Source organism: Pseudoalteromonas sp. 2CM28B (assembly GCF_023161935.1).
The window spans coordinates 92,721-116,851 of the sequence record NZ_JALNTH010000015.1; the positions used below are offsets into that span (position 1 = coordinate 92,721).

The following is a 24,131-nucleotide window of genomic DNA, read 5'->3' on the forward strand; positions in this document are numbered from 1 at the left end:
GGTAGTGTTTAGAAATCTGTGTCATTTCAGTAATATTAAGAAAACAGGAGTGACACATGACTCAATCTTTCGACTTCAACAAAGCATTAGCTGAACTTCAATCTGGTAAAGGGTTAACTGGTGAAGATGGTGTTTTAACACCGCTAATTAAACAATTAACTGAAGCTGCACTCAGAGCAGAGCTAGAGCAGCATCTAGAAGCTGAACTGCAACCAAACCGTAAGAACGGCACTAGCAAAAAAACCGTTAAATCATCTGTAGGTCAATTTGAACTTGAAACACCAAGAGACCGCGCTGGCTCCTTTGAACCGCAACTCGTTAAGAAAAACCAAACTAAGTTAACGCCAGAAATTGACCAAAAAGTCCTATCTATGTTTGCGTTAGGCATGAGCTATCGTGATATTCGCAGTCACATTCAAGAAATGTATGGCATTGAAGTATCAGAAGCCACAATAACCGCTGTGACTGACCAGCTAATACCAGAGCTTAAAGCGTGGCAATCTCGCAGTCTTGATGCGTTGTATCCATTTATCTGGCTTGACGCTATTCACTATAAAATCAAGGAAAATGGTCGCTACGTTAGCAAAGCGGTTTATACTGTGCTGGGTATTAATATTGAAGGCCGTAAAGAATTACTTGGCCTCTACGTATCAGAAAGCGAAGGTGCTAACTACTGGTTATCAGTGCTGACCGATTTACATAATCGTGGCGTATCCGATATTTTAATCGCCTGTGTTGATGGACTAAAAGGTTTCTCTGAAGCCATTGGCACTATCTATCCTGAAACAGAGGTTCAACAGTGCGTTATTCATCAAATTCGTAACTCGATGAAGTACGTAGCCTCTAAGCACCAAAAAGCCTTTATGGCTGACTTAAAACCCGTTTATCGTGCAGCAACTAAAGATGCCGCAGAAGCAGCACTGGATGAGCTAGACGATAAATGGGGCAAGCTATATCCCATTGTTATCGACTCTTGGCGTCGTAAATGGACGAACCTGTCGGTTTACTTCAAGTACCCAGATTACGTGCGAAAAGCCATTTACACCACCAATGCTATCGAGGCGGTTCACCGCCAGTTTAGGAAATTGACCAAGACTAAAGGCGCATTCCCGAATGAAAATAGCTTGATGAAATTATTGTATGCAGGCATATTGAACGCCTCGAAGAAATGGACAATGCCAATCCACAGTTGGAACCTGACATTGTCGCAATTAGCCATTCACTTCGAAGGTAGGTTAGATGGCGTGCTAGATATTTAGCAATTTAGGCTGACACAGAATTCTGAACGCCCTCTGTTCGGCCACATCAATGACGTTGTGGCCATCTACAAGAGTACGTTAAGTTGCCTGTTTAGCCCATAAGCCTTTATCAATACCTTTGGTGATAAGATCTGTAAGCGCTTTTTCTATTGCTTGCGTTACGCAAATGCTCATTGGTTCATTATCACTAAAGCCCGCCTCAGCTTCCGCCAGACGTTTATAGCTAACATACCTAAAAAAACCTGCTCGCATTTCTTGGCTCAATACTTTTTTGCTGGTGGCTACTGATAACAATACCTGGCCAGTTCTTACATCTACGGCACGTAAATAGATTGATATTGCATCTTCACGATATAGCTCTGATGCGCCAATACCAAAATATTCCATTCCTAAGCCACCCGTTTTTACATTAGTGTCGTAACTAATTATACCGCCTTCTAAAATGATTTTCGCAGTGGTTAACGGCGGTAGCTCGCCTTGATTAGGGTTAGTCGCTTGTGCCGCTCTAATAATTTTTCGCTCAGTCAAAATATTTTGCAAACCCTCACGTTCAACCGGCGTAAACCAGTCAGACTCATGTAATGCTTGCACTAGAATAGAGTTTGCACCTTGAGTGACTGCCGTTGAAAAAGAGCTAACATTAGTCTGTGGTTTATATTGACCGGTTTGATCGCGAAATGAATAAACCGAGACTGGAATGCTGCCCGCAGGTTTAGGTAAGCTTTTTAAATCAGAAAAAACATCTGTTGGCTCTAACGTTACCGCACTTTGTTTTGACGGAGGGATTAAATTACCCATAGTAGAGCAACCACTAAGAGAAAGAGCGATTGTTATTATTATTAATTTATACATTATCCAAACCTCGGTACTTCGATAACCACAACCGAGTCATCAATTACATTTGTTATTCTAACCGTGATAGTGTCGGTTGTACTGGTGATCACTTCTATTTGATAATCACCGCTCATAAAAATGGAGTCTTGATTAAAAATACTGTCTTCAATATTTTCCCCAAAAGCCATGTCGGTGATTTCTCTCACCATTCGATTTAAGTATGTCCGCTCTAATGAATCTTTAAACTGGTCTGCATACCCTTTTTCGACAACCGGCGCTTTATGTTTATTTTGTGCTTGTGCCTTACTAAGCAACATATTGGCATTGAGAGGGTTGCCACCAAAACTCGGGTTAATAGGGGTATAAATAATTTCAGTTGCGCAGACTGAAAAGCTTAAAGTTGTTATTATTGTTAATGCTATTTTTTTCATTGTTACCATCCATTTAATGCCATATCAGGACTCGCTGTTTGCATATTCGATCGCGCCATGGCGTCCATTACAGAGTGCACTGCTTGCTCTACTCGCTCGTCCAAAGGCTCTAACTTTCGTCCCAAATGGGTTGCATAAATAATCTTATGATTCATTATCAAAACTAATTTAGTACCAGCACGGGGTATAACTGTTTCTTTTATTTCTACATTAAAGCCAGCTGTTGAAGGCAGTTCACGCCAATAATTTGAAAATTCACTGTAAAATTGATACCCAAAGCGACTAATACTTTTGTTTAGTAATAATCCATCGATTTCTAAATCAGCACTGGCATTACTCAAAGGAGTAAAAAAAGTTAAAAGTATAAAAAGATAGATATATTGTTTATTTTCCATAGTTAAAATAAGGGAGAGGGTTACTCTCCCCATCTCATCAATTACATTTGTGTAACTGTTGCTGTATTACCATCACCAAGTTGAGTGACAGAGAATGTACTGTTAAAGCCAATTGCGCTACCTATAACAGTGTTGTAGTTACCGGTTTGAGTAACAGAGAATGAAACGTTTTCACCGCCTAATAAAAACGGTGAATCTCCAGTTCCACCTACCCAGTTACCTTCGCCTTGCTGTGCAATATCAATAGAGTGATTACTGCCTTCTACCATTAAGTCAATAACGTTAATATCACCATTTTGAGCAATATCAATTTGGTTTGCGTTACTATCAAGGATACCCGCTAGTGTAACAATCGCCTCGTTTTGATTACCGACTTGATTAACATCAATATCGTTATCGTTTGAAGTGAGAGAAACATCAGGGTATGAAGACTGCACTAAAATTGTGTTTTCATCGCCACCTGTTTGGCTAAGATCAACATCGTTACCGCTACCATTAAAGTTAGCTAAATGAGCCGAGTTAAAATCACTAACCTGGGTTACTGTAAATTCATTATTTGAACCAATGACACCCATGTATGCTTCATTAGTGTTACCAACTTGCATTGCTGTAAGCTCATTGTTATCGCCCATTAGCTCAGTAGTCGCAAGGTTCTCATCACCATTTTGATTAACTGTTACTTCATTGAATGAACCCTCAAAAAGACCAGACTCAATAGCATTATTCGAACCTTCTTGGTCTAGTTTTATTTCATTATCATTACCAGTAACGGCTGCAAAAGTAATGGTATTGTTATTACCGCTGCTTTGTTCAGTAGCTATTTCGTTGTCATCACCAGCAATATCAGTGAATTTAATGATGTTACGTGATCCATCTTGGCTAACGTCAATCTCATTTTCGTTACCGCGTAATGAGCCTATTTTAAATTCATTCCAGGTGTCTGTTTGTTCAATTTCAATAGTGTTTTCATCGCCTGATAAGCTAAGTACTTCAAATTCTTGCCACATACCAAACTGAGATGAAGTAATTACGTTACCATTACCTCTCATGTCCATGTTGTAAAACCAGTGACCGCCATTTCCTTGTTCAACGTCAATATTATTGTCGCTACCAGTGATAATATTGATTGATTCATTGTTTTGAAATAATCCTTGGCCGGTTTGAGAAACATTAACGCCGTTGTTATCACCCGTTATGCGCGTAATGAAACCATTAGCAACACCATCTTGAGCATAAGTTTGTTGGTTGTTATCACCTGTTGTTTCAACTTCGGCGTAATTACCATTTTGTAATTGAGCTATTTTAACATCGTTGTTGTTACCGATTTCAGTAGCTAGTGCAGTGTTGCCATCGCCATCTTGAAATACTAATGCCGTGTTGTCAGAAAATGTTTGGTTAACTGTTACAGCATTCTCAATACTTCTTACAGATACTTTAGCTGCAAGCTCAGAAGTTGAACCCGCTTTTGTTTCTGTGTTTGCGTTTGCTGTAAAGCTGGCGCCCATTGCAATTGCAATTGCACAGCTTAAAAGTGATTTATTCAATTTCATTATTATTCTCCTTGAAAGATAAAATAAAATACCTTGATTATTTATTAAGTTTTAAAAAGGTATTTTCGTTGCAGCATGCCGTGCTGCCATAATGTGTGATTAGCTTTTTATTCTTAAACGTAAAATGCTGTTTTAAATATGAATTAGGGTTTGGTCATTAGTACTTGTTAAGGTGGTTTGCCATTCACTAATTCATAACTGCTCAGTCACTATATTCTTCGATGAGTTCATTTTGAATCATCTTTTTTAATGGTAATTTAAATTCATAAACTTCAATTACTTACTCGTTTAATTTGTGTTTTCTATCTATTTACATAAAAAAACCAGTAAAAAATAATTAGTTAATTACATGTTAAAAATAAGTTATTTAATTCATTAAAATGGCTGTTATTAGTGTTTTTTTACTGTATTTCTAGTTAAAAATAATGGTTTTGTTCCTGATTTTGTTTTTTTTACTTGAGTTAGTGACTGATTACCCGTTTTCTTAATGCTTGCCACGTGATTACTTAAATTCATAAACGTAAATATTTCGCTTAGTAAAGCTAAGTTAACTTAATTACGGATAAAACAATGAAAACAAAATTATCTATTATTACACTTGCACTTTTACCTTGTTTAGCTGCGGCTAAATTGCCTGATGTTAACAGTACAACTCAAAAAGTAACTGCGAGCAGTGACTCGATTATTGTTAAATATAAAAAGAATGCTTCGCCGGAAATGCGTAAGCAAGCTCGTTCGTTAGTAAAAGCAAAAATATCAGATCTAAATAACGATGAAATTGATGATAACTTCACCTCGTTATTTTCAGGCCGCCTTGCTAAATTTAAAGTATCAGGAATGAGCGCTAAAGAAGCAATTGAGCGCTTAAAATCGCATCAAGCTATTGAGTATGTTGAGCCTGATTACCGAGTGAGCATAGCAAGTGCAACGAATGATCCTCGTTTTGATGATTTATGGGGCTTAAACAACGAAGGCCAAACTGGTGGCACGGCTGATGCCGATATTGACGCACCAGAAGCATGGTCAATCTCTACAGGTAGTCGTGATGTTGTAGTAGGTGTTATTGATACCGGTGTTGATTATAGTCACCCTGATTTAGCTGCGAACGCGTGGGTAAACAGTGGTGAAATTGCTGGTGATGGTATCGATAATGACGGTAACGGTTATATTGATGACGTTCACGGTATTAATGCAATTACTGATGTTGGTGACCCGATGGATGACCAAGGCCATGGTACACACGTATCAGGTACAATTGGTGCCAGTGGTAACAATGGTGTCGGTGTTGTTGGTGTAAACCATGATGTTTCTATTGTTGGTTGTAAGTTTTTAGCCGCAGATGGTACAGGTTCTACCTCTGGTGCTATTAAGTGTATCGATTACATGGTTAGCCTTAAAAATGCGGGTGTTAATCTGCGTGTGTTAAATAATAGCTGGGGCGGCGGTGGTTTTAGCCAAGCGTTAGCTGATGCGATTACGGCTAGTGAGCAAGCTGATATTTTATTTGTTGCTGCTGCGGGTAACGATGCGGTTGATAACGATCAAAATCCACACTACCCATCTAACTATGAAAACGACAACGTATTATCGATAGCAAGTACTGATAGCAGAGATAATATGTCTAGTTTTTCTCAATGGGGCCTAACAAGTGTTGATATGGGCGCACCTGGCTCAGGTATTTTGTCGACCGTTCCTGGTAATAGCTATGCTACTTATTCAGGTACATCTATGGCAACACCGCATGTAGCTGGTGCTGCTGCACTTGTACTTTCAGTTAATCCTGATTTAACAACACTAGAGCTTAAAGAATTACTTATGTCTAGTGGTGATGCTAATGCAGCATTAAATGGTAAAACGGTTGCAGGTACACGCCTAAATGTTAATCAAGCGCTAATAGATGCTGATCCAACTCCAGGCTTTAAATTATCTGTATCGCCGGTTTCTCAGCAAGCGACTGTAGGTGATACGGTTACTTATACCTTTACGATTGGTTCAATTTCACAATGGGATGGTGACGTTTCACTGGCTTTAGCTTCAGATCTTTCAGGTGCATCACTAAGCGCAACTACTGCTCGTCCGGGCGATGAAGTTGTTCTAACAGTTGCAACTAACAGCGATACTCAGTGGGGAAATTACGACTTTACTGTAACTGCGACATCAGACGAGCAAGTTAAAGAACAAACTGTTAGCTTAATGCTTCAACCTGCTGGTTTAAATGACTTTACTTACAGCAGTGATGAAAACATCGCTATTCCGGATAATTCTCCAGAGGGCGCAAGCTCGGTTATTACGGTTGCTGATGGTTTAACTATTTTTGGCACCACTGCTGATGTAGATATTACGCATACTTGGTCTGGTGACTTAGTACTTACGCTTATTTCAGCGCAAGGTACAGAAGTAACTTTACAAAGCAATGAAGGTGGCAGTGCAGACGATATTGTTAAGTCATTTACATCAAGCGTATTTAATTCTGAAGTGGCAACTGGAGATTGGACACTTCATGTTGAAGATACAGCTGGTGCAGATACGGGTAATATCAATGGTTGGTCACTTACATTTAGCGCTATCGGTGAGGTAAGCCCACAACCACCACAAGCTGGCTTTAGTGTTTCAGCACAAGGTTTAACTGCTACATTTGTAGATACAAGTCGTGATGTAAATGATGACATTTCACAGTGGAGCTGGAACTTTGGTGATGGTTCAACATCAACAAACCCAAATCCTACACATGTTTACGCTCAGTCAGGAAGTTATGAGGTTGAATTAACCGTAACGGATAGTGAAAATAACTCAGATACATTCACTCAAACAGTGGTTGTTAGTGATGTTGAAATTGAATTGAGCTTAAAACGCGCTAACAAGTCACGTCTTGATACTATGCGTGTTGAGTTAAACTGGGCAGAAGTAGGGGCTGAGTCACTTAGCTTATACCGAAATGGCGAACTAGTAGATACCGTATCGGATAATGGCCGTTACCGTGATTACGTACGTAAAGCAACATTACCGGCATACGACTACCAGTTATGTATATCTGAAAACGTATGTTCGAATATTATTACGGTTTCATTTTCTGAATAAAACGTTTACCCCTTAGACATCCAAAGCCCAGCAATGCTGGGCTTTTTTATGGAATATCCCTTCTTAACTTTATAGTTATAAATAATTAGTTAATTTTATAATGTAACTATTTTGTATGTGTTTTTGTGCATTGTTTTCTTGGTATTTACGATATCCATGTTAAGTTTGTACCTGAAAGGTAAAAAATAATGAGTATAAACATTGTTAATGGAGGAGCCAATGAGCTCACGTAAAATAATAACAAATGCCTTTAATCTAAGTGCTTTATTGTTAAGTTTTCTTAGTTTAAATGTACACGCGTCTATTGATTGCAGTGCGTTAGAACAGTGGCAAACAGGCTAGACGAGATCAAGTGCAAGCGTATGAAGCTAGCTGGTGGACACAAGCCAATCCAGTGGAGAATGCTGGTGATTATAAAGATTGGAAAATTCTGGGTGCATTTGACAACGCTGTCATTAAAATGAAATTCCCTTAATTATCGAGTTAATGCCAGCAGACGGTTTTCAACTAACCGATAAAGACAGCGTTGTCGTATCGACGCAAGCAATTGATAACGATGGAGAGGTAACCACCGTTGAGTTTATTGAAAAATATGAATTTGACGGCGTTGATATTGATTACGAATACCGATCTTCAATGAACGACTCAGGTCACCCCGATGATTTTCCTATTTCCAACGCGCGCCGTGCAGAATTGAATGCCTCATACCAAGTGCTAATGAAAAAAGTACGTGAAGAGCTATATCGTGCAGGTGAAGCCGCAGGTAAGCACTATTTACTCACTTTTGCGTCTCCATCTTCTGGTTATTTATTACGAGGTATGGAAACCTTTCAAGCGGTTAAATATCTGGATTATGTAAACATTATGTCTTACGACTTACATGGCGCATGGAACTCACATGTAGGCACAATGCTGCCTTATTTGACACCGGTTTAGACTCATAATTAACACAATGGAACGTATACGGCACTAAAGAGTTTGAAGGGATTGGTTATTTAAATACCACGAGCCAGGCGTAACCGATGTATGGTTAGCACTTTAATGTAAAACCTTAATGTTAGATTTTATATAAAGCAGCTTTCGAGCTGCTTTTTTTATCGCGAACAGTCACTTTTATTGTTCAAAACAAGGCTTTATTACTAATAATTAATCCATTGACATCAGCATACACCCAATCACCGGTATTAATTGTGGTGTTTAACATATTAACCGGGTGATCTTTGGCACCTAAACCGCGCTTAGTGGTGCAGCGCGGCGTAGCGCCTAGTGCCATCACGGGTAAATCAAGCGTGGCAAGAATTTCAATATCGCGGCAGCAACCATTAATAATAATGCCTTGCCAGCCATTTTTTAGGGCTCGCTCTGCAATCATATCGCCAATGAAGGCAAAACGTTTACTAGCAAAGCCATTCACAACCAACACTTTGCCTTCACCATTTTCATGTAATATATTGCCAGCAAATGAGTTATCGTCTGGGCAGGTGACAGTCACTACTTGACCATAAAAGAGAGTTTTATTACCAAAGTGTTGCAAGCCACTGTCAGCGACTTGCACATGGTCGCGATGTTCATCGTATAAATCGGGCGTAGTAAACTGTGTCATTGAGGGCATCCTTGTTTTTTGTAAAGCCACGTAGGCCAACGGCAGTACATTTAAAGTAGTAATAATGTTTATCGTAGGCTAATTAATCATTCAGGTGTAGCTATTGTTGCAAATTGGCGTATAGATTTTAGTCGCAATATAAGTACTTTTAACGTTTTTTAACGCTTTTTTATAAGTAACTTATGCTGTTACTTAGTTTTATTTTTTGAATAAATTTGATTTTGCCAGAGCATTAGCCAAACGTCTCATTGTTGCGTGCTTTTTCATATGCTACGTTCAATTGTTATTTTAAAATTTGAGCTGTAATACTTGGCCCTATACACACATACAAAAAGAGAAGCGTGCTTTATGATCATCTTTTTTATTTGCCTAACTATTTTAATATTAGGCTATAAGTTTTACAGCCCGTTTGTTGAAAAGCAAGCGGGCATGGATTCAACGGTCGACACACCACAAAAACGCTTTAGCGAAGGTGTTGATTACGTTGCAATTCACCCTGTTCGTGCATTTTTGATTCAATTTTTAAATATAGCAGGCGTAGGCCCCATATTTGGCCCAATATTGGGTGCATTATATGGTCCGGTTGCGCTTGTATGGATTGTGCTTGGTAATGTTTTGGGTGGCGCTGTACACGACTTCTTCTCAGGAGTAATGAGTATAAAAGAAGACGGTAAAAGCTTACCGGAAATAGCTGGGCACTACTACAACGTTGTATTTAAAGGCTTTATGCTTATTTTTACTGCGATGCTACTATTTTTTGTTGGTGTTGTATTTATTATGAGCCCGGCAGGATTATTAAGTAACCTTGATATATTTAAGGATACAATATTTGCAAATAATACCTTTTGGGTTTTGGCCATTTTAGCTTACTACTTTTTAGCCACGTTATTACCCATTGATAAAATCATCACTAAGTTTTACCCTATTTTTGGTTTGTTAATGATCGTAATGACAGTAGCTATTGCGGTATCACTGCTAATAAACGCACCGCATTTACCAGTAGCGGGCGACTTTTTAGCATACTTTGAGGCTGATCACGCTCATGACTTCTTAGCACCAAATCCTGATGGACTGCCCACTTGGCCGCTGCTATTTATAACCATTACCTGTGGTGCTATTAGTGGTTTTCACTCAACGCAAGCCCCTATTATTGCCCGTTGTTTAACCAACGAAAAATACGTACGCCCAGTTTATTATGGTGCGATGATGTGTGAAGGCATTGTAGGTTGTGTTTGGGCATTAGCGGGTATTGCTGCATTCCCTGAAGGCTATGCGGGTTTAAAAGCTATGCTTGATCTTGGTGGCCCAGGTTTGGTGGTTAACCATATTGCAAACAGCTACTTAGGTGTATTTGGCGGTATTATGGCAATTATTGCTGTTGCTGTTTTCCCTATTACCTCAGGCGATACGGCGTTTCGTTCACTGCGCTTGACTGTGGTTGATGCGTTTAGTATTCCGCAAAGTTTACGTAATCGTTTATTGCTAGCAATCCCTATTTTAACCATTGCCTACTTTATGACTAAGCTCGATTTCTCTGTGATTTGGCGCTACTTCGCATTCTCAAATATGCTGCTTTCTACCAGTGTGTTGTGGCTTGCGACCAAGTACTTATTTGACCGTGGTACATTCCACTGGATCACTAGTATACCAGCAGTAATCGCTACAGCAGTGACCTTGTCATACATAATGACCGCGGCAATAGGGTTAAACTTATCAAGTGATTTAGGTAAACCGATTGGTGCAGCGGTGGCTGTTATAGGGTTTATTGTATTAGCTGTTGTGCATTCAAAGCATAAAGTGCGTACGGCTTAATAAATCGTAATCTTAAAAATGTAAAAGCGAGCCTTATTAAGGCTCGCTTTTTTTATACTTGATCGCCAATCGCTAAAAAGTGGCTTGTTCGAAGTAGCTGATATCATCTAGGGTTTTACTAATCATCATCGCACCCTCTAATAAGCTCACTGTTTGTATTGCCGCGCGAGCAGGGTTTTCTTCACCATTCGCAGCGTGTGCTTGGGTTAACCAGGCTAAATTTTTATTAAAAAACCGCTGAACTTCAACCCGCACTTTATCAGGTAGGCTGTCGCTTTCTGCGCCGAGCAAGCCACATAAACACATTTTTTTATCAATCACGAGTGCATTTCTAAATAACTGAGTGTAAATATCAATAGGGTTTTTACCGTTTGCTTTGTGTGTCTGCGGTTCACCAAGTACAGCGATAAAGGCATCGGTATATTGATGCGCAAGCTCTGCACCTAAATCAGCTTTAGTTGGAAAGTGATAATGCACACTGGCACTTTTAATACCAACTTCACTGGCCAACTCTCTAAAGCTAAAATTGCTATAGCCACCAAGTCTAACTTTATTTTCTGCTGCTTTTAACAGGGCCGCTTTTTTTGTCATTTTAAACTTCCTTCATATCGCTGCAAAAATTATCAACCAGTAGGTAGTTATTTTCAAGCTCTTTTATTTTTAGTTTGCAAAGGTCGAGATCTTAATATAAACTACCTATCAGAAGGTAGGTAATTTATTCTTGCCAGTATGAGTTCAAACTGTGGTAAAAAATATAAAGAGATAATTATGAAAATTTTTGACGTAGAAAACTTTCCTAATCCATTACGTGTACGTATTGCGCTTGCTGAAAAAAGGCGACTGATAAAGTAGAGTTTGTTGCTGTCGATTTATTAAATGGTGAGCACCGTACTGAGGCTTTTTTAACTAAAAACCCTTAGCAGGCGTACCTGCTTTAGAGCTAGATGATGGAACGTTCATTGCAGAATGCACCGCGATTACTGAATATATTGATACCGCTTTTGCAGGCTCTTCATTAACCGGTGTTGAGGCAAAAGAACGCGTGGTGATTAATATGATGCAAAAGCGTGCGGAGTCTATGGTGCTTGATGCTGTAGCCACTTACTTTCATCATGCAACGGATGGTTTAGGCCCAGCGCTTGAAACCTATCAAAATGTTGCTTGTGGAGAAAAGCAAGGTGAAAAAGCGCGCCAAGGCTTTGTTTATTTTAATACAGTGTTAGCCAACTCTGCTTATGTTGCCGGTGAGAATTTTAGTGTTGCAGATATTACTTTGTACGCCGGTCTGGTGTTTGCAGGCTTTGCAAAAATAGCTATTCCTAGGAGCTATCACATTTAATAGTATGGCAAGAAAAGGTCGCTCAACGTCCAAGCATTGCTGTTTAGATATGGAGTCAAATATGAAAATTGCAGCTGATTTTAGCGAACGTGTTGTTGTACATAGCGCATCGTTAGAATGGATAGCCTCACCGATGGCGGGTGTTGATAGGCGTCCACTTGATAGAGTGGGCGATGAAGTTGCACGCGCAACCAGCATTGTACGTTATGCGCCAAACAGCCATTTTTCTGCTCATACACATACCGGCGGTGAAGAATTTATTGTGCTTGAAGGTGTTTTTCAAGATGAACATGGTGATTTCCCCAAGGGTTCTTATATTCGTAATCCGCCTGAGTCAAAACATACACCAAGCTCTGAAAACGGGTGCGTTATATTTGTAAAATTATGGCAGTTTCAGCCAGAGGACACAGAGCATGTTCGCTTGCAAACTAATACCATGCACGGTGTTCCTCACCCTGAGTTTAGTAATGTAAATGTAGCTCCTCTTTATAAAGACGCCTTTGAAGAGGTGAGTATTTTAGCATTTGCACCTAACAGTGAAATATCGTTAAACGCCTTGGGTGGGGGCGAGCTTTTAGTTCTTGAAGGCTCGCTTGAAGAGCAGGGCGATACATTAGTAAAGCACAGCTGGTTAAGAGTGCCGCCTAACAGCGAAATTAAAGCAACAGCAGGCAGTGAAGGAGCCAGAGTGTGGCTTAAAATCGGTCATTTAACAGATGTTGAAAACCAAATAGCACGGCTTGAAAATGCATAATTAAGCATTTAATTAAAATAGGCACAATAAAAGTATATGTGCCTGTTTTTTGATCTACTTCACTATTGGTTACTAAGCTATCACCTATACTTGATGCTTATATTATTGTGGAGTTCGGGTTATGGTAAATTTAACACACGGCTTATCTATTGGTATTGAGCGCTCTGGTTGCGAGTTTTTTTTAACCTTAAAAGCCATAGGCACACTCACTCACAAAGATTATGAAGTGATCACGCCGATGATAGACTCTGCGCTTGGCGAAGTTAAACATCCTATTGTTAATGTACTCATAGATGGTACTGAGCTTGATGGCTGGGAACTTAGAGCCGCATGGGATGATTTAAAACTTGGCTTAAAACACAACAAAGAATTTAAAAAAATAGCCATATACGGCAACAAAGACTGGCAATCAACCATCGCTAAATTAGGCAGTTGGTTTGTATCAGGTGAAATTCAATATTTTGAGAACGCCACTGCGGCTTTAGAATGGTTAAAAAGTAATGATGAAGAAGCGGATGCTTAAATAAAGGCCATAATCGGCCTTTATTTTTAAAGTATTTATACCAATTCGCTTAATTAAGTGATCTATTTTGAGGCAGGAAAAACGTGTTGATAGCTAGGCAAAAAGTTTGCTATTTAGTTGTTCAAAATGAGAATTTTTTAACGCAGATAGCGACACGTTTAGCCCCATAAAATGATTAAGTATTATTGCGGATTAGTATTATACCTCTTGAAGTGTAGGTAATGCGGGAAATGCCCCCTTGGCTAAGCAGGCTTTAGAGCCACAGCGCAAACCAAAATTTAAAGCGTGTTTTACTAGATGCTCATTATTAATTTTTTCGATGAGCGGGCTATTTTCATCGGTGTGATTTAAATAATATAACACGCCTGCAATAAACGCATCACCGGCACTGGTAGTATCCACAGCATTAATGATTGGCGCCGATTCGTTTAATATAAACGCCTTATGATAAACCGTTGCCGGTGCAGGGCCATCGGTTAAAAATACCAATTTAACACCTATATTTAAAATAGATTGTAAGTAATCATCAGGTGCATGCTGTGTTTGCTCAGCTAAAAAGTTCAGCTCATCACGCGATAGCTTAACAATATCGCAATAGGCATAACACGCGTGTACATTGTGTTCAATGTTATTGCTATTTTGCCACAAGCTATAGCGTAAATTTACATCAAAGCTAACGAGTTTATGGTTGTTTTTAGCCAGCTTTAAAGCACACACGGTGGTGTTTGCAATGGCTGGATTGGTTAACGTGTTGGAACAAAAGTGTAGGGTACTCAATTCATCCCATTTGATATGGTTTAAGTGATCACTCGTTAACAGTAAATCGGCGGTATTGTGGCGATAAAAATTAAAGCTGCGTTCACCGGTTTCATCTAAACTCACAATAACTACGGCCGTTTGAGAGTCTTTAATCGTAAATAAGTACTCTGTACTTACTTTATATTGCTCAAGCGATTTACTTAATTGCTTAGCAAAGTAGTCATCACCCATACCGCCACAAAAAGCAGCCTTGCCGCCTAACTTTGCATAACCTACCGCTACATTGGCAGGGGCACCTCCTGCAATGGGCAAATAAGCACTGTTTTGAGAATCTTGTGGCAGCATATCAATAAGTAGCTCGCCGAGGCTAAGTAATTTGGTCATAGTGTAAATCCTAAAAAACCCAGCAGAGCTAGGTCAAAATTCAAGGGAGAATTATTAAAACTAATTAAAGTTAGTGTAACAATCGCTGAAAAACATAGCTTCAGCGTTTGTTACACTAAAGATGGTTAGTTAAACGCGTATTTAAGCGTTATTGATGTTGTGCGGCCATTAATAGTACGGGCGCGAATAATGTTATTATCTGGAATTGAGCCTTCTTCAGCTTCTGTAATACCTACCGTATCGAATAAGTTATTTACATTGAGTGCGATATTAAGGTTTTCAGATAAATCGTAACTTACAAAGCCATTTACTTGAGTGTAACCGTCAAATTTAAGGTCGTTATTGTCTTGAGCGTAAGCATCAGTAGTACCAATAAAGTTGACACCGGCAGCACCTTTATCAAAGCTATAACGAGCCATTAAAGAGTAGATTAAATCAGCTTGGCGGCGTGGCGTATTACCTACCACTTCAGGGGTAAGTGCATCCTTAGCAATTTCTGCATCAGTCCATGTTAAGTTACCACGAAAATCCCATGCATCGATGAAGTAAGTTGATTCAATTTCAATCCCTTTTGCTTCGTACTCACGGTCAAAAAAGGTTTGCGATGTTGCTTCAAAGTTTTGCTCTTCTGTTTCTGCATAAAACGCTGTTGCAAAAACTGAGAGTGAATCAAAACGTTTTTTAACCCCAAATTCATACTGGTTTACTTCATCAACGGCATCTTCATCAGCAACCGAACCATCAGCGCGTACTTTACCAAATAAAAGTCGGTCAGCATTTGCACGGCCACCTTTACTCAATCGTGCAAATGTCGCAAGGCTTGAGTCTATTTGGTAGTTAGCCCCAATTGAATAGGATGCATAATCCCAATCGTAATTTACTGGGCTAGCATTTGCGGTATCAATGCCTGCTACATTTTGTTCAGGAACTGAAATCACTCCATCGCGATTCATATCGACCGTTGAGGTAACGGCACCTGCATAGTTGCCGCGTGCTTCACCACTATCGTAACGAGCACTGGCGTCAATACTTACATCCCCCACTTTTGTTGAAAATGAAACGTACGGGGCGCGGGTATCGTATTCTGTATCGTAATCACGCTGACAACAGTTACCCCAAAAAGGCGTTCCGTATGCATATAAACCATTTTCAGAAAACTCTGTACCATCAGCAGCTGTTACATTTAGTAGCGCCGCATTATCGCCTTTAAGCTCCATTAGGTAAGAGTTCCATAACCATGACATAGCAATATTTTGCGTTGAAGCATAGTAACCAAACGTAACGCTTGTATCATCGTTTAGTGATTTAGTTAGTTTGAAGTCGTTCACAATAGAGTCAAAGTCGTTCATTGTGACGTCAAACGTATGAATACGCATGGCTAAATCGTCATTAAATGCAGCCCCGGTATTTGCATTACTAAGCGTTGCACCTGCGCCGCCAATACTTTGTGCAATAGCAGTCGCGCTGCCTACTTCAGCAGGAATAAGTGAATTAAAGTTACCGCTCACAGAGGATTTACGAAAACGGTTTTCAATACGCCAATCGTTATCTAAGTCAAACACGGCTTCAAAACCCACTGAGTCAACTTGCGGGTTCATACCATCGCGAATATCGCCGCTACTAATTTGATTTTCGCCATTTAAACGTACTGTTTTAGTAAATAATGCCGAATGCGGGGTATCCGATTGTGCGTCAAACCCTGGGATTGAGTCACCATTTGCATACATTGGCATTGGTAAGTAACCCACGCTTTTGTCATCTAAATGTTTGTAATAAAGACGCACGTAACCGTTTTCAAAGTCTTTTGTAAGGTTGGCTTTAATTTGCCCACCTTTATTTGATGTGTAACCCGTTTCACGCGGGCCTTCACCTTGGCGCACAAAACCACCTACATGAAAACGTACGCTATCACTAAGGTAAGTGCCGTATTCAAAGTCTGTACGAATAGTGTCGTAATCAAGGCCCAGTGTTGTAGAAATACTGCCTGATTCGTTTTCACCATTTTTAGAAATAAAGTTAATTATGCCGCCCGGTGCATTACTTGCTGCAGTCGAGGCCGAACCACCACGAATTGATTCGATAGTTTGTACGGTATTATCTAGGCGCATAAATATATCAGCGTTACCAAAAGCAATATCACCGTATTGCATAACGGGTAAACCGTCTTCTTGTAATTGTAAAAACTTAGCACCACCAGAGGCCACAGGTAAGCCGCGTACAGCAATGTTTGCGTTACCTTCACCGCCGGTTGATTCTGAGCGTACGCCCGGAATAATTCTAAACGCTTCAGCAGTTGAACGGGGTGTAGATACTTCAACTTGAGCAAGCGATAGGCTGCTCACTGATGAGCTTGATGCCATAATGGTTGTACGACGTGGTACACCGGTTACAACGATAGTCTCAAGACCTTTGTTAGCTTGCGCTTGTGTGTTTTGCTCTTCTTGTTGTGCATAAACGCCTTGGCTTACAGCCAGCGCTAAAGCACTCATTAAATATAAAGGTGTGTTGTGTGTTGTCATGTGAACGCCTCGTTTTGTGAGCCCGAAGGGGTTGTTATTTTTACTTAATCGATTAAGTAAAAATAACAAATCTTTTACAATAAGCAAATTATTTTATTCTTTATTTGCTGTTTTTTTACTCATCTATTGATTTATATAGTGTTTTTTTAGCACCCAATTTTTTGATTTACTCAGTTATTAGGTTGCTCTCTTGTAAAGCGCTGGCTGATGGGTCACGGAAATAGTTAAAAAGCATCGCTAAAAATAAAATAATGGCAAAGCCGGTTGCAAGATAAAAACCATAACGTACATGACCAAAGTAATCGCTGATCATACCCATAAATAAAGGTGCTAATGCGGCTGAAAGTGCAGTGAAAAATAATATAACCCCAGCAACTGCGCCATGTTGTTGTACCGGGAAGCACGATATTCCTTTGGAGTTTAAGGTCGGGTAAACCATCGACATAAATAACCCTGAAAGCGGCAATAAACCAACAGCCCAATCAACGCCACCGACTAAAGTACCCACATAACATAATGCGATACCTAAACTTAAGTAAGCCATAACACCTTGCCAGCTATAGCGGTTTAATAACCACACCGCAATAAAACGACCTGCGGCACGCAGTATAAAAAATATGGTGAGTGCATAGGTTGCCAAAAGGGGCCAAGAGCCCGTGTAGTCTTTTAACAGCGTCGGCATCCATACATAAATGGCAACCTCGGTTGCAACATAAAGCGCAATGGCGAGCGAAAAGCCAAGCGCGTAGGGGTTTTTTATCATTTTCATGGTGGTAGCAAGTGAAGCGGGCTTTTCAGTGCTTTTAACAACGCTCGGATACTCTGCACGCCACGCTAAAAACGCTAAAATTAAGCACATAATACCGGCAATAATATATAAATAAGTCCAACTTACATTTTGTACCAGTAATACACCAACAAGTGCAGGCCCAACAATGGCACCAATACCAAAAAAGCCTTCTACTTTGTTCATGGTTTTAGTGTGCTCTGCGTTGCTATGAGAAATATCACCTAATAACGCTAAAGCGCCGGTTTTAAATAAGCCAATAGCTAAGCCAATACAGCAAAGCAAAAAAATAAAAAATATAAAGCTGCTACTAATGGCGAATAAAAAGCAACTCGCAGAAAATAGTAATAACCCAAGCATAATCGTTTTTTTACGCCCGAGGCTATCGGCTAAAAAGCCTAAAAATAATCCGCTAAAGGCAATGAGTGCCATAGGCGCATAGTGAAATGCGCTGGCTTGGGTCATGCTTAAACCAAATTCAGTTATGAGCTCGGGAATGATCATGCCTACGGCATCGGAGGTCATGGCAAACATAAAAAACATCATATATGTGAGCCAGCGAATTTGTTGCAACGGATCGCTGCTTACGTGTGTGTGTGATTTTGTCATGTGCTTTTCCTCGTTAAATGCGTTCTTAACACCCAGTAAGTCAGTCAGTTACTGATTATAGTATTAATGTCGCCACGATATTTGTATGTAAAATTTATAAAAATAACTTGTAAATTCGTACGTGCTAGTTAAAGATATATCTTAATCGATTAAGTTTCAACATGGTAATCACACAATGATGAAGAATAAAGTTCAATTGATCACATACGCTGATCGAATTACTGGCCAAGATATAAATGCACTTACCACTCTTTTACATGGCCCATTAGAGGGCGTTTTTGGTGGTGTGCACTTATTGCCATTTTATAACCCAATTGATGGCAGCGATGCAGGCTTTGACCCGATTGATCATAGTGAAGTTGATTCTCGAATCGGTACTTGGGACGACATAAAGGCACTCGGTAAAGACCATGATTTAATGGCTGATCTCATAGTGAACCATGTGTCGGCGCAATCTTTTCAGTTTCAAGATGTACTGGCTAAAGGTAAAGCGTCAGAATTTTGGGATTTATTTTTAACCAAAGAGGACGTGTTCCCCAATGGCATGAGCGAGGCTGAGCAGCAAGCTATTTACCGTCCACGCCCAGGCAGTTGTTTTACGCCAATGAAATGCGGTGATGGTCAAACGTATGATTTTTGGACCACTTTTACCGATAATCAAATTGATATAAACGTAAAAGTAGAGGCAGGAATTGCGTATTTAAATAATGTACTTACTAAGTTCTCTGCTAACAACGTTAATATTATTCGTTTAGATGCAGCGGGTTATGCCATTAAGCAGGCGGGTACTAATTGTTTTATGCTAGATGAAACGTTTGGCTACTTAGATAACTTATCAAAGCAAGCCAACGATTTAGGCATGGAAACCATTGCAGAAATTCATAGCCATTATCAAACACAAGTAGATGTAGCTAAGCGCGTTAATATGGTTTATGACTTTGCGTTGCCACCACTTATTCTACATAGCTTGTTTAATAACAATGCGGATGCATTACTCAAATGGCTAAAAATATCGCCGCGTAATTGTTTAACGGTACTAGACACCCATGATGGCATAGGCATAATTGATGCAGGCCCAATGGGCGAAAAACCAGGCTTATTAAATGCAGAGCAAATTGATAACCTAGTAGAAACCATGCATGCAAATAGTAACAATCAAAGCCGCCAAGCAACAGGCGCGGCTGCCAGTAATGTCGACTTATATCAAGTAAACTGTACTTATTACAATGCATTAGGCGCTAATGATTTTGACTATTTGCTGTCGCGCGCAATTCAATTTTTTGCGCCAGGTGTACCGCAAGTTTATTACGGCGGCTTATTTGCCTGTGAAAACGATATGGAACTGTTAGCAAAAACCAATGTTGGCCGTGATATAAATCGCCCATATTTGAACGCGGCTAAAATAGAGCAAGCCCTTAATAAACCGGTAGTAAAAGGGCTCATAGAGCTAATTAAAATGCGTAATGAACATCCCGCATTTGCAGGTGAATTTTCGGCTCAAGGCGGCGCCAGTGTTTGCTGTTTAATGTGGAAGCTTGAACAACAATCAATTTCTTTGAGGATTGACTTTGCAAGCCGTACTGCACTTATTACGCAGCTTAATGGCACTCAAGAAAGCACTCTAAACTTACAAAGTTTATTGGCTTAATAGCTTTATTTGTTGAAAACCAAAAGCCAAGCAGTTTCTGCTTGGCTTTTTTATTTGCTTTATTCACAGTGCTTAGCTACTTGCACCAATATCGAGTGCGTAACCTACTTCATATTGTTTTTCTTCTTTAGAAATAAATAAGTTAGCAGCCATAACGCCCTTTTCTTGGCTATTTTGATGAATTGTGGTGAGGCGAGGTACAAAACGAGCGGCTTCTTCTATGCCATCAAACCCCACAATACGCAGCTCACTGCCTATTTTTATCCCTTGTTTTATGGCTTCTCGCATGGTGGCAAGGGCAATTAAATCGCTCATGCATATAATCACGTTAGGGCGAGGGGAGGCTGTTAATACCTCTTTTGCGGCAATATTTGCAAAGCGCTCACTGCTTTCAGGAATATTCCAAATGCGGTCGTCGGCAACCGTTATATTAGCCTCACTTAAGGCGCGTTGATAGCCACGCAAACGTTGATGCGAAATAGATTGGCCAGTTTCAAATTCGTGATGTTCGTATACCCGGCACAATACATTTTCATCAAGTAATCTTAAACCTAATATAGCCACTTTATCATCTTGATTATGCAAAACATGTTTGGCTATTTCATAACTGGCTTGCTCGTTATTAACATTAATTGAGGCGTTACGGGCAATGTCAAAATCAACCGTCACCACATGTTTAGAGACTGTTTTTAGTTGCTCTACTAGTGCTTTATTGCGCGGGCGACCATAACAAATAAAACCATCGACAAAATCAACAACGCTGTTGAGGTTGTCACTGTTGCCTGAAAACAATAAAACATTAATATTATTTTTTTCAAGTACCGAGGTTACTCCCCGCATAAAACTGCTCGCAACAGGGTCTGATACCATGTATTCCACGCTATCAGGAAGGACTAATGCAACAATATTAAACGTGCCACTTCGCAAAGATTGCGCCGCTTTATTAGGGCCATAATAGCCCAGCTCTTTGCACGCTTTAAGTATGGCTTCGCGGCGTTTAGTAGAGAGTTGATCCGGGCGATTAAATGCATTTGATACCGTAGCATTAGACACACCTAATTCTTTGGCAATACTCTTTAATGTCCAGCGGGTGGGTTTACTCATCGGTGACTCATTACTACTTACAACATTGCAAACAATCTAGCATATTAGGCTGTTTAATATAACAAAAACTGTTGTGTTAGGTTAGTGGCGACACGCTTTTGGTGCAATACCAAAAGTTTGCTTAAATAAACGACTAAAATGACTGGCGCTATTAAAACCCAGATCGTAGCACACCTTGCTTATAGCGTGGCCTTCTAATAAAAGCGTGCGGGCTTTTTTAAGCCTAAGTTGTTGCTGCCAAAGTGCAGGGCTAGTACCAAAAGCAAGTTTAAATTGCTGGTAAAACTTACTACGACTCATACAGGTTATTTTGCAAAGGGTGTTTATGTCGAGGTTTTCGCTTAAATGCTCCTCAATATAATGCAGTGCATCACTCACGTTACTTTTTAGGCGCAGCTTATCGCAGTTTGCCAGCAATAAATCACGGCTCTGTTGTTGTAATAAACGGGTGATCAATTCGTTTAACGATAAATCAATTAAGTAGTGTCGCTCGGCGCCTTGCTCACTAAATAAATGCACCATGCGCTCTAATAATTGCTGCGTTTGAGTATTATGTTGGGTATGCACTAAATTAGGGTTGTATTCAAACAAGGCATCGTTTGCAAAACTTTGCTGCATATTAAGCGCATTAGCCACATTGGTTATTTTATCGGTGCTTATTTCAATGGCTAAACAGGTGGTGGGTGCGTTTAAGGATGCATGCGGAAAATCAATTAGTACGCCTTGCTCAGGTGCTAATACAAACGATTCATGTGGTAAAAACGCTTTGTGGTATTGACTGCTCTCAACATGCATTATTTTTTTACCACTGAGCATGGCACAAAACAGTAATTCGTTTGAGTGCAACGCCACTTTTTGCGCACTTTTATAGGTATCGTAAATACTTAGCTCAGAGTTATCGGCAGCAAAGGTTACTTTGTTTTCAATCAGTACATCAAGTTGTTGGCGTTTTTTATTTAACTGAGATGTGTGCATGTTCAGCCTTTTTTAATCGTTATAGAGCGTTTTTAATGTGGACTCACAGACAACTTTTTTGGACAGCTAAGCAAGTTTTTAAGCGCTTATTGGTCTAATGTCAATCAATACCGATTAAATATAAAGCAAGTTGCTACATTACTCTAACAAATTTCGGCTTAGACTTTTAGCTAACAACAACAAGAGAACACACATATGATTTACGCAAACCCAGGTTCAGCAGACGCACTCGTCACATTTAAACAGCAGTATGGTAATTACATTGGCGGCGAGTGGGTTGCCCCAGTCAACGGCCAGTACTTTGATAATATAAGCCCAGTAAATGGCAAGGTATTTTGTAAAGTACCGCGCTCAGATAAAGACGACATAAACCTTGCACTCGACAAAGCCCATGCAGTAAAAACGCAGTGGGGCACCACCTCAGTCGCCGAGCGCAGCAATATACTATTAAAAATTGCCGACCGAATTGAACAAAACTTAGAGTTACTTGCTGTGGCCGAAACATGGGATAACGGCAAAGCGATTCGCGAAACCCTTGCCGCTGATATTCCACTAGCCGCCGATCACTTTCGTTACTTTGCAGGCTGCCTGCGTGCTCAAGAGGGCAGCATTGGCGAAATAGACGAAACCACGGTGGCGTATCATTTTCATGAGCCACTAGGCGTTGTAGGACAAATTATTCCGTGGAACTTTCCATTATTAATGGCCGCATGGAAATTAGCGCCTGCACTTGCAGCGGGTAACTGTGTAATATTAAAACCCGCCGAGCAAACACCTGCCTCAATCTTGGTGTTAATGGAAATTATTGGCGATTTACTGCCAGGAGGTGTTTTAAATGTGGTAAACGGCTTTGGTAAAGAAGCAGGTGAAGCACTGGCAACCAGTACGCGCATTGCTAAAATTGCTTTTACAGGCTCAACTCCTGTGGGCTCACATATTTTAAAATGTGCAGCTGAAAATATTATTCCTTCAACGGTAGAGCTTGGGGGGAAATCACCTAATATCTTCTTTAGCGATGTTATGGAAAAAGACGACTCATACCTAGATAAAGCAATTGAAGGTGCCATTCTTGCCTACTTTAACCAAGGTGAAGTATGTACTTGTCCATCACGCTTGTTCATTCAAGAAGATATTTATGAGCAATTTATAGAACGTATTTTAAAACGTACTAAACAAATTAAACGTGGCAACCCGCTTGATAGCGAAACCATGGTAGGCGCACAAGCCTCTAAAGCCCAGTTTGATAAAATTTTAAGCTACATTGAAATTGGTAAAGAAGAAGGTGCTGAAGTATTAACTGGCGGCCATGTTGAGCAATTAAGCGACGAGCTAAACGGCGGGTATTATATTCAACCTACACTATTAAAAGGGCGTAATGATATGCGCGTGTTCCAAGAAGAAATTTTTGGCCCCGTTATTTCAATGTCGACCTTTAAAGACGAAGCCGAAGCACTTGAACTGGCTAACAGCTCAGAATTTGGTTTAGGCGCAGGGGTATGGAGCCGTAATATGAATCGTGCTTATCACTTTGGTCGCAAAATAGAAGCAGGCCGCGTATGGACTAATTGTTACCATATGTACCCAGCACATGCAGCGTTTGGCGGTTATAAAAAGTCTGGTATAGGCCGCGAAACTCACAAACTCGCGCTTGATCACTACCAACAAACTAAAAACTTGCTAGTAAGTTACAGCGAAGATCCGCTTGGCTTTTTTTAATAACGCGTTTTAGTTTAAACAAACAACCTATAAGTAATGAAAGCGCTACATT

At 40.0% G+C, this 24,131-nt stretch carries 18 protein-coding genes and 2 pseudogenes; 9 read left to right on the top strand and 11 right to left on the bottom strand.

Going from position 1 to position 24,131, the window contains the following annotated elements:
* Positions 1-56: 56 nt before the first annotated feature.
* Positions 57-1,259, top strand: a complete 1,203-nt coding sequence (locus tag MTN96_RS19170) for an IS256 family transposase (protein WP_248532534.1) — start codon at positions 57-59, stop codon at positions 1,257-1,259.
* Positions 1,260-1,337: 78 nt separating this feature from the next.
* Here the strand turns inward: MTN96_RS19170 and MTN96_RS19175 are convergent, their stop codons facing one another.
* From MTN96_RS19175 to MTN96_RS19190, 4 genes are read right to left on the bottom strand one after another with little or no spacing between them, the layout of a single operon-like run.
* Positions 1,338-2,111 (bottom strand): CsgG/HfaB family protein, encoded by a 774-nt coding sequence (locus MTN96_RS19175; protein ID WP_024602690.1) that lies wholly within the window; start codon positions 2,109-2,111, stop codon positions 1,338-1,340.
* Entirely contained in the window at positions 2,111-2,533 is a 423-nt protein-coding gene (locus tag MTN96_RS19180; protein ID WP_036983769.1) for a curli assembly protein CsgF, read from the bottom strand. The genes MTN96_RS19175 and MTN96_RS19180 overlap by 1 nt, the downstream gene beginning before the upstream one ends.
* A complete protein-coding gene (locus tag MTN96_RS19185) occupies positions 2,527-2,919 on the bottom strand; it encodes a curli production assembly/transport protein CsgE (RefSeq protein ID WP_036983770.1) in 393 nt (130 codons plus the stop codon). Before MTN96_RS19185 ends, MTN96_RS19180 begins: the two co-directional genes overlap by 7 nt.
* A 41-nt stretch (positions 2,920-2,960) precedes the next feature.
* Positions 2,961-4,469 carry a curlin gene (locus MTN96_RS19190; protein ID WP_248532535.1) on the bottom strand — a complete coding sequence of 503 codons (1,509 nt, stop codon included), beginning with the start codon at positions 4,467-4,469 and terminating at the stop codon, positions 2,961-2,963.
* Between the two features lie 570 nt (positions 4,470-5,039).
* On the opposite strand from MTN96_RS19190, the gene MTN96_RS19195 reads away from it, so the two are divergent.
* A complete protein-coding gene (locus MTN96_RS19195) occupies positions 5,040-7,547 on the top strand; it encodes a S8 family serine peptidase (protein WP_248532536.1) in 2,508 nt (835 codons plus the stop codon).
* Positions 7,548-8,114: 567 nt separating this feature from the next.
* Positions 8,115-8,551 (top strand): annotated as a pseudogene (locus MTN96_RS37320) (glycosyl hydrolase family 18 protein); the annotation flags it as partial.
* 116 nt (positions 8,552-8,667) lie between these two features.
* On the opposite strand, the gene MTN96_RS19205 reads toward MTN96_RS37320, so the two are convergent.
* Positions 8,668-9,150 carry a putative 4-hydroxy-4-methyl-2-oxoglutarate aldolase gene (locus MTN96_RS19205; RefSeq protein WP_036983776.1) on the bottom strand — a complete coding sequence of 161 codons (483 nt, stop codon included), beginning with the start codon at positions 9,148-9,150 and terminating at the stop codon, positions 8,668-8,670.
* A 348-nt stretch (positions 9,151-9,498) separates the two neighbouring features.
* On the opposite strand from MTN96_RS19205, the gene MTN96_RS19210 reads away from it, so the two are divergent.
* Positions 9,499-10,962, top strand: coding sequence for a carbon starvation protein A (locus tag MTN96_RS19210; RefSeq protein WP_013463008.1), 1,464 nt, complete (start codon positions 9,499-9,501; stop codon positions 10,960-10,962).
* Between the two features lie 72 nt (positions 10,963-11,034).
* Here the strand turns inward: MTN96_RS19210 and MTN96_RS19215 are convergent, their stop codons facing one another.
* On the bottom strand, positions 11,035-11,553 hold the full coding sequence (locus MTN96_RS19215; protein WP_069439125.1) for a TetR/AcrR family transcriptional regulator: 519 nt from the start codon (positions 11,551-11,553) through the stop codon (positions 11,035-11,037).
* Positions 11,554-11,730: 177 nt separating this feature from the next.
* Here MTN96_RS19215 and MTN96_RS19220 point away from each other — a divergent pair.
* The 3 genes and pseudogenes from MTN96_RS19220 (at position 11,731) to MTN96_RS19230 (ending at position 13,578) form a co-directional block, all read left to right on the top strand.
* Positions 11,731-12,348, top strand: a pseudogene (locus MTN96_RS19220) (glutathione S-transferase).
* A 14-nt stretch (positions 12,349-12,362) separates the two neighbouring features.
* Complete coding sequence (locus tag MTN96_RS19225) at positions 12,363-13,055, top strand: cupin domain-containing protein (RefSeq protein WP_248532537.1); 693 nt, start codon at positions 12,363-12,365, stop codon at positions 13,053-13,055.
* 121 nt (positions 13,056-13,176) lie between these two features.
* Positions 13,177-13,578: an STAS/SEC14 domain-containing protein gene (locus tag MTN96_RS19230; RefSeq protein ID WP_013463012.1), complete on the top strand. Its 402-nt coding sequence runs from the start codon at positions 13,177-13,179 to the stop codon at positions 13,576-13,578.
* Between the two features lie 198 nt (positions 13,579-13,776).
* On the opposite strand, the gene MTN96_RS19235 is transcribed toward MTN96_RS19230, so the two are convergent.
* The 3 genes from MTN96_RS19235 to MTN96_RS19245 all read right to left on the bottom strand — a co-directional run bounded on the left by MTN96_RS19235 (position 13,777) and on the right by MTN96_RS19245 (position 18,636).
* Positions 13,777-14,721 (bottom strand): carbohydrate kinase, encoded by a 945-nt coding sequence (locus MTN96_RS19235; RefSeq protein ID WP_248532538.1) that lies wholly within the window; start codon positions 14,719-14,721, stop codon positions 13,777-13,779.
* Positions 14,722-14,846: 125 nt separating this feature from the next.
* Positions 14,847-17,240 carry a TonB-dependent siderophore receptor gene (locus MTN96_RS19240; protein WP_036983783.1) on the bottom strand — a complete coding sequence of 798 codons (2,394 nt, stop codon included), beginning with the start codon at positions 17,238-17,240 and terminating at the stop codon, positions 14,847-14,849.
* A gap of 166 nt (positions 17,241-17,406) precedes the next feature.
* On the bottom strand, positions 17,407-18,636 hold the full coding sequence (locus MTN96_RS19245; RefSeq protein ID WP_036983784.1) for a sugar MFS transporter: 1,230 nt from the start codon (positions 18,634-18,636) through the stop codon (positions 17,407-17,409).
* Positions 18,637-18,811: 175 nt separating this feature from the next.
* Here MTN96_RS19245 and gtfA point away from each other — a divergent pair, with 175 nt between their 5' ends.
* The gene (gene gtfA, locus MTN96_RS19250) at positions 18,812-20,284 is read left to right on the top strand and encodes a sucrose phosphorylase (RefSeq protein WP_076921972.1); all 1,473 of its coding nucleotides are present in this window, start codon (positions 18,812-18,814) and stop codon (positions 20,282-20,284) included.
* A 72-nt stretch (positions 20,285-20,356) separates the two neighbouring features.
* Here gtfA and MTN96_RS19255 read toward each other — a convergent pair whose 3' ends face one another.
* On the bottom strand, positions 20,357-21,388 hold the full coding sequence (locus tag MTN96_RS19255; protein WP_248532539.1) for a LacI family DNA-binding transcriptional regulator: 1,032 nt from the start codon (positions 21,386-21,388) through the stop codon (positions 20,357-20,359).
* Positions 21,389-21,469: 81 nt separating this feature from the next.
* Positions 21,470-22,363, bottom strand: coding sequence for an AraC family transcriptional regulator (locus tag MTN96_RS19260; protein WP_069439129.1), 894 nt, complete (start codon positions 22,361-22,363; stop codon positions 21,470-21,472).
* Positions 22,364-22,558: 195 nt separating this feature from the next.
* Between MTN96_RS19260 and MTN96_RS19265 the strand changes: the two genes are divergently transcribed.
* Positions 22,559-24,079, top strand: a complete 1,521-nt coding sequence (locus MTN96_RS19265) for an aldehyde dehydrogenase family protein (protein WP_064663761.1) — start codon at positions 22,559-22,561, stop codon at positions 24,077-24,079.
* Positions 24,080-24,131 lie beyond the last annotated feature (52 nt).